Raw genomic sequence first — 7,267 nt, forward strand, 5'->3', positions numbered from 1 at the left:
TCCGCAATGGAAGACGGCACGAGCACCGGCCCACTCGACAAGGACGAACGCACCGAACTCCTCCGGTTGCGCGACGAGGTGGCGACGCTGCGCGGACAGGCCGCGGGCGCCGCCGCCGGTGTTCCCACAGAACCGGTCGCCCGCCCACCCCGGAACGGATTGCGCTGGACGGCCGTCACGATTCTGCTGGTCCTGGTCGCCGTTCTCGCACTCGCGTCGGTCACCGCACGCTTCACGAGAAGTCAGATCCTCGACACCGACCGCTACGTGAGCACGGTCGCCCCCCTCGGTGCGAATCCGGCCCTCCAGGCGGACATCACGAACCAGATCACCGACGAGATCTTCACCCGAGTCGACGTCGAGGGGCTCACCAAGGACGCACTCGAGGCACTGACCGACGTCTCGAATCTCGCAGCGAACGCTCCCCGGCTGGACGCGGCCGTGGTCGGCCTCGCACCGGTGATCACCAGCCAGGCAAAGAACTTCGTCCACGACACCGTCAGCTCGCTCGTGCAGTCCCAACAGTTCGAGGACCTCTGGATCCAGGCGAACCGTTCGGCGCACAACGCGCTGGTGGCGGTGATGACCGGGAACTACGGTCTCAGCTCGGTGGAGGTCGACCAGAGCGGCACCGTCAGCATCTCTCTGGGCACCGTCATCGACAATGTGAAGGCCGCGCTGACCGAGCGAGGTTTCGCGTTCGCCGACAAGATCCCCGCGGTCGACAAACAATTCGTGCTGTTCCAGTCCCCCGAACTGGTGAAGGCGCAGCGCGCAGTCAATGCTCTCGACAAGGCGTCGGCCATCCTGCCGTGGCTGGGAATCGCCTGCGCCGCCGCCGCGGTCGCCGTCGCCCCCAGTGGCCGACGGCTGCGCGCGCTCTCCCTCGCCGGCCTGTCCATCGCCCTGGGAATGCTCGTCCTCGCGATCGGGATTCTCGTCGGACGCGCCATCTACCTCGACAGCGTCCCACCCGACATCCTGTCGCCCGACGCGGCGGCAGCGGTCATCGACACCGTCCTGGTACCGCTGCGGACAAGTCTGCGTGCGGTCGCGGTCCTCGGTCTGGTGATCGCGATCGGCGCCTTCCTCATCGGCGGCTCGTCGTCCGCGACCGCCGTGCGTCGCGGCTATGGGCAGGCACTGGACTTCGCCCGCAAGTCCGGCGCCGGCCGACCGCCGAACGAAGTGGAACGGTGGGCGTACCAACTCCGAATTCCGCTGCGCTGCGCCATCATCGGCGTCGCAGCTCTGCTGCTGATGTTCTGGCGCTACCCCACCGGACTGGTCGTGTTGTGGATCGTGTTCATTGCCCTCCTCGTGCTCGCGGCACTCGAACTGCTCATCCGCCCGGCCCGCACAACCACCGCGGAGGACAGCGGGACGAAGGAGGACTCGGGATCTACGCCGGTGCCGTCGTCTTGAGCGCCCGGACCCGAAACGTTCTGCGATACGCCGACGGTGGGACGCCGAGCACGGCGCCCATGTGCTGACGCAGTGACACCGCCGTCCCGAATCCGACCTCACGGGCGATGACGTCGACGGACAGGTCGGTGGTCTCGAGGAGTTGCCGCGCGCGGTCGACCCGGTGAGTGATCAGCCAGCGGTTCGGGGTGGTGCCGACCTCTTCACCGAACCGCCGTGTGAACGTGCGGACGCTCATGTTCGAGTGCGCGGCCATTCGGCTCAGCGTCAGTGACTCACCCAGCCGATCCAGCGCCCAGTCCCGGGTGGCCGCGGTGGACTCGGCCGTGGTCTCCGGGATCGGCCGCTCGATGTACTGCGCCTGCCCGCCGTCGCGCCACGGTGGGACGACGCATCGGCGCGCCACCTGATTGGCGACGCCGGAGCCGTGGTCGCGGCGCACGATGTGGAGGCAGAGGTCGAGTCCGGCCGCGACGCCTGCCGACGTGAGGATGTGCCCCTCGTCGACGAACAGCACGTCGGGATCGACGCGGACCTGCGGATAGGTGCGCTGGAAATGTTCGGCGTTGCGCCAGTGTGTGGTGGCACGCAGTCCGTCGAGGAGCCCCGCGGCGGCGAGGATGTAGGAGCCGGTGCAGATGGAGACGTAGCGCGTGCCGGGCCGGACGAAGGAGAGAGCCGCCTCCAGGTTCGGGGGCAGATGCCCGTTGTCGTAGGCCGGGCCGAGTTCGTAGGACGCGGGGATCACCACCGTGTCCGCCTCGGCCAGCAATTCGGGCCCGTGATCGACGGACACCGAGAAATCGGCGTCCGAACGCACAGGCCGTCCGTCCGCCGTGCAGGTCTGCACGTCGTACAGCGGATTTCCGTCGGCGTCGTGCGCTCGGCCGAAGACCCTCGACGGAATGCCGAGTTCGAACGGGATCACACCGTCCAGGGCGAGCACGACCACCCGATGACGTTCAGCCCTGGCCAGATTCTTTCGCATGTTGTCATTCTGGCAGCTTTCCCCGGGCGGGGCACACCCACCAGACTTGCCTGGTGACTTCCGAGATCGCGCCGCCCGGCCCGCCCGCGCCGCTCACCGACACGCGCCCGCCGCGCCTCCACTACGCCTGGCTGGTCGCCGCCGTCGCGTTCCTCGCCCTCGTGGGGGCCGCCAGTTTCAGGGCGGCGCCCTCGATCCTGATCGACCCCCTGCACGAGAACTTCGGCTGGTCGCGGGCAAGCATTTCCGCCGCAGTGTCGATCAACCTGGTGCTGTACGGGCTGACCTCGCCGTTCGCGGCGGCGCTCATGGAACGCTTCGGCATGCGGCGGGTGGTGACCGCGGCGCTGGTCCTGGTGTCCGCCGGCAGCGGACTGACCGTCTTCATGACCGCCACCTGGCAACTCGTGCTGCTGTGGGGCGTGCTCGTGGGGCTGGGTACCGGGTCGATGGCGCTCGCCTTCGTGGCCACCGTCGTCGACCGCTGGTTCGTCACCCGCCGCGGCCTCGTGACCGGCATCCTCACCGCGGGCAGCGCCGCCGGACAGTTGGTGTTCCTGCCGATTCTCGCAATGGTCGCCGAGCACTACAACTGGCAGACCGTGGCGCTGACGGTGTCGTTCGCGGCCCTCGCCGTCGTGCCGCTGGTCCTCGCATTCCTGCGCAACCGGCCGTCCGACGTCGGGACGGTGCCGTACGGCGCCGGACCCGACTACGTCGCGGCCCCACCCGCCCCGACCGGGCGCGGCGGCGCGGCGGGCCGGGCCGTGACGGTGCTGGTGTCGGCGGCGCGGACCCGGGTGTTCTGGCTGCTGGCCGGCACGTTCGCCATCTGCGGGGCGAGCACCAACGGACTCGTCGGAACCCACTTCGTCCCGGCCGCGCACGACCACGGCATGCCGGTGACGGCGGCGGCGAGCCTGCTGGCGGTGATCGGGATCTTCGACGTGATCGGCACCATCGCGTCGGGGTGGTTCACCGACCGGTTCGATTCACGCAAGCTCCTCGGCATCTACTACCTACTGCGCGGGATCTCGCTGATGCTGCTGCCGATCCTGTTCGCGAACACCGTGCACCCGCCGATGATCGCGTTCGTCATCTTCTACGGACTCGACTGGGTGGCGACCGTACCCCCGACGGTCGCACTGTGCCGCAGACATTTCGGCGGCGACGCACCCATCGTGTTCGGCTGGGTGCTGGCGTCGCACCAGATCGGCGCCGGCATCGTGGCGTTCCTCGCGGGACTGGTGCGCGACCAGTTCGGCGGCTACGACTCCGCGTTCTACGTCGCGGGCGGACTGTGCGCGATCGCCGCCGTCATGTCTCTGGCCATCGCCGCGAGACCCCGCACAATGGCGGCCGAGCACGGTTGACCTGCCCCGAAACCACTCCCCCGAGCGGTCCCGGTTCCTAAGATCGATACATGGCAGCTCAGCGCGCATCGGACGAGGTCATTGACCGCTCCAAAATCGAGAATCGGGCTCCGTCGGTAGCCGCATTGTTCGTGGATCGGGTGGCCCACTCACCCAACCGCGAAGCGTTCCGACACGTCGACGCGGCGGACCCGAAGAAGTGGTCCAGCGTCACCTGGTCCGAGGCGGGCGACCGTGTGCGCAACCTCGCGGCCGGACTCATCGTCCTCGGCGTGCAGGCCGAGCAGCGGGTGGCGCTGGCTTCCGCCACCCGCTACGAGTGGGTGCTCGCCGACCTGGCCGTCATGTGCGCCGGCGCGGCCACCACCACGGTGTATCCCACCACCACCGCAGGCGACGTCGCCTACATCGTCGCCAACTCCGGCAGCTGCATCGTTTTCGCCGAGGACCACGCGCAGCTCGCCAAACTGCGCGAGGAGCGCAGCGAACTCGGTGCCGTCGAGAAGGTCGTCCTGATCGACGGCGACCCCGGAGACGACGACTGGGTGATCACGTTCGACCAGTTACACGACCTCGGCGAAGAACTGCTCGCCGAGACACCCGACGCCGTGCACGACCGGATCGAGGCGATCGGCCCCGACGACCTCGCCACCCTGATCTACACGTCCGGCACCACCGGCAGGCCGAAAGGTGTGCGGCTGTCGCACTCCGCATGGACGTACGTGGCGGCCGCCATCGACGCCACCGGCATCCTCGACGCCGACGACCTGCAATACCTCTGGCTCCCGCTGTCCCACGTGTTCGGGAAGGTCTTGCTCACCCTGCCCCTGCAGATCGGCTTCGCGACGGCGGTCGACGGGCGCGTCGACAAGATCGTCGAGAACCTCGCGGTGGTCAAACCTACGTTCATGGGCGCGGCACCCCGCATCTTCGAGAAGGCGCACGCGCGGATCGTCTCCACGGTGCGCGAGGAAGGTGGGGTGAAGGAGAAGATCTTCGACTGGGCCATCGGCGTCGGGCTGAGGGTGTCGAAGGCCAAGCAGGCGGGCAAGAGTCCGTCGCTACTCGACTCGGTCCAGCACGCCGTCGCGGATCGGCTGGTGTACAGCACGATTCGCGAACGGTTCGGTGGACGCCTGAAGTTCTTCATCTCCGGTTCCGCAGCACTCAATCGTGATGTCGCGCAATGGTTCGACGCCGTCGGCATCGTCGTCCTCGAAGGGTACGGACTGTCCGAGACCAGTGCCGCATCGTTCGTCAACCGCCCGTCGGCCTACCGGTTCGGTACCGTCGGCTGGGCCATCCCGGGCACCGAGACCAGGATCGGCGACGACGGCGAAATCCTCATCAAGGGTCCCGGCGTCATGAGCGGATACCACGAGAACCCCGAAGCCACGGCCGAAGCGCTCACCGATGACGGCTGGTTCCGCACCGGCGACATCGGCGAAATGGACGAGGACGGCTACCTACGGATCACCGACCGCAAGAAGGACATGTTCAAGACGTCCAACGGCAAATACGTCGCACCCTCCGCCGTGGCGGCCACGTTCAAGGGCATCTGCCCCTACGTCGGTGAACTCATCGTCGACGGCGAAGGGAAGTCGTACTGCGTCGCCCTGATCTCCCTCGACGCGGAATCGATCGGCGAATGGGCAGAGAATCACGGGCTGGGCGGCAAATCGTTCGCCGAGATCGCGAACGCCCAGGAAACCCGCAACCTGATCGGCGGTTACGTCGAGGAACTCAACGCCGGACTGAACCGGTGGGAGCAGATCAAGAAGTTCCGCATCCTCGACCGGGAACTCACCGTCGAGAACGGCGAGATCACACCGAGCATGAAGCTCAAGCGCAAGGTCGTGATGACCAATTTCTCCGACGAACTCGAAGATCTCTACAACTGAGTTGACCCTCACGCGACGTAAGGCTGCACGGTAGAGGACGTGAGCGAGAAACACACGGTCGGCGTGGTCGCCAGGCTGGTCGGAGTGAGCGTACGCACTCTGCACCACTACGACGAGATCGGCCTGGTCGCACCGTCCGACCGCACAACCGGTGGGTACCGCAGCTATTCGGACGCCGACGTGGAACGTCTGCACCGCGTGCTGACGTACCGCGAACTGGGCTTCCCCCTCGAGGAGATCGCAGCCCTCCTCGACGACCCGGACGTCGATGCCCTCGCGCATCTACGGCGACAGCACGCGTTGCTGAGCGAACGGATCGATCGCTTACACGATATGGCTGCTGCCGTGGAGAAGATGATGGAGGCGAAAAGCATGGGCATTCAGCTCACCCCCGAAGAGCAGAACGTAATCTTCGGCGACAACTGGCCGGGCGAGGAGTACGCCGCCGAGGCCGAAGAGCGCTGGGGCGACACCGACGCGTGGAAGCAGTCCCAGCAGCGGTCCGCGAAGATGAGCAAGGAAGACTGGAAGCGAATCAAGGCCGAGGGAGACGCATTCGAGGCGTCGCTCGCGCAAGCGATGGCCGACGGTGTCGAACCCGGGTCCGATCGGGCCAACGCACTCGCCGAGGAACACCGCGCCGGCATCGAACGGTTCTACGACTGCGATCACGCAATGCAGGTGAACCTCGCCGAGATGTACCTCGCCGACGACCGCTTTCGCCGGCACTACGACGACGTCGCCCCCGGTCTGGCGCAGTACGTCCGGGACGTCATCGTCGCGAATGCGGAGCAGCAGTAGCGGGAACAGAGCGAACTCGACCACGCACCGTCGTCGAGTTCGCTCCGTTTGTCAGCACTATCCTGAAACCATGTCCGATGCGCAGCGTCCCAGCCCCAGTCAGTACGTCGGGTATCTCTTCGGTCGCACGCTGCCCGATTCGATGCAGGACTGGGTCCGCAACGACCTCGTCGGGCCGGGAGCCTCGGTGCGGTACGTCCTCCGTTTCATGCTTCCCGTCGTCGCGGTGCTGGCGTTGTTCCTCCTCATCCCTGGTCCGATCTGGATTCCGCTGGCGATGATGGCCCTCCTGCTGCTCCCGCTGCTCTACTTTGCGGTCGCGCTGATGAACATCTACCGTCGCCACCGTCTGCTCAGTCACGGCCTCGATCCGGACCTCCTGGGCGCGAAGGCGCAGCGTCGCGCCGACCGCACGCGCGAGGACTACGAGCGCCGCCACGGCCGCACCGAGGACCAGTAGCAGCAGCGTGATGCATCACACTCTCGCTTCGAGGGTGACGCAGCGCACGTGAACGATCGATAAGTAATGCGTTAAAGTGGCGGCGTCCGAGTGGGTAATCCCACGAACCGCGTACCCCACAGGGTGCAGCGCTGGTTCCGACAGCCTCGACGGGAAGAGCAGTCATAGATGACAGTCACAGATTCGGCGGTCACGCCCGATATTCACACGACGGCGGGAAAGCTCGCCGACCTGCGTAATCGTCAGGCCGAAGCGCAGCACCCCAGCGGTGACGCCGCGGTCGAGAAGGTCCACGCCAAGGGCAAGCTCACCGCCCGCG

General features: G+C 67.0%; 6 protein-coding genes. 5 read left to right on the plus strand and 1 reads right to left on the minus strand.

Annotated features, from left to right (window positions below; genetic code table 11):
• Positions 1–6 precede the first annotated feature (6 nt).
• The gene (locus tag G9373_RS21220; protein ID WP_005566718.1) at positions 7–1,425 is read left to right on the plus strand and encodes a hypothetical protein; all 1,419 of its coding nucleotides are present in this window, start codon (positions 7–9) and stop codon (positions 1,423–1,425) included.
• Here G9373_RS21220 and G9373_RS21225 read toward each other — a convergent pair.
• Positions 1,403–2,413, minus strand: coding sequence for a helix-turn-helix domain-containing protein (locus tag G9373_RS21225; protein WP_167116733.1), 1,011 nt, complete (start codon positions 2,411–2,413; stop codon positions 1,403–1,405). The two genes, G9373_RS21220 and G9373_RS21225, sit on opposite strands and share 23 nt — an antisense overlap.
• 53 nt (positions 2,414–2,466) lie before the next feature.
• On the opposite strand from G9373_RS21225, the gene G9373_RS21230 reads away from it, so the two are divergent.
• From G9373_RS21230 to G9373_RS21245, 4 genes are all read left to right on the plus strand, one after another.
• Positions 2,467–3,786: an MFS transporter gene (locus G9373_RS21230; RefSeq protein WP_120660024.1), complete on the plus strand. Its 1,320-nt coding sequence runs from the start codon at positions 2,467–2,469 to the stop codon at positions 3,784–3,786.
• Between the two features lie 50 nt (positions 3,787–3,836).
• Positions 3,837–5,687: a long-chain fatty acid--CoA ligase gene (locus G9373_RS21235; protein ID WP_054248905.1), complete on the plus strand. Its 1,851-nt coding sequence runs from the start codon at positions 3,837–3,839 to the stop codon at positions 5,685–5,687.
• A 39-nt stretch (positions 5,688–5,726) separates the two neighbouring features.
• Positions 5,727–6,488 (plus strand): MerR family transcriptional regulator, encoded by a 762-nt coding sequence (locus G9373_RS21240; protein ID WP_054248904.1) that lies wholly within the window; start codon positions 5,727–5,729, stop codon positions 6,486–6,488.
• A 70-nt stretch (positions 6,489–6,558) separates the two neighbouring features.
• Positions 6,559–6,948, plus strand: coding sequence for a DUF5313 family protein (locus tag G9373_RS21245; RefSeq protein ID WP_005573055.1), 390 nt, complete (start codon positions 6,559–6,561; stop codon positions 6,946–6,948).
• Positions 6,949–7,267: the final 319 nt, after the last annotated feature.

Origin of the sequence: Rhodococcus sp. A14, from assembly GCF_011603105.1 — a bacterium.
GTDB lineage: Bacteria > Actinomycetota > Actinomycetes > Mycobacteriales > Mycobacteriaceae > Rhodococcus_F > Rhodococcus_F opacus.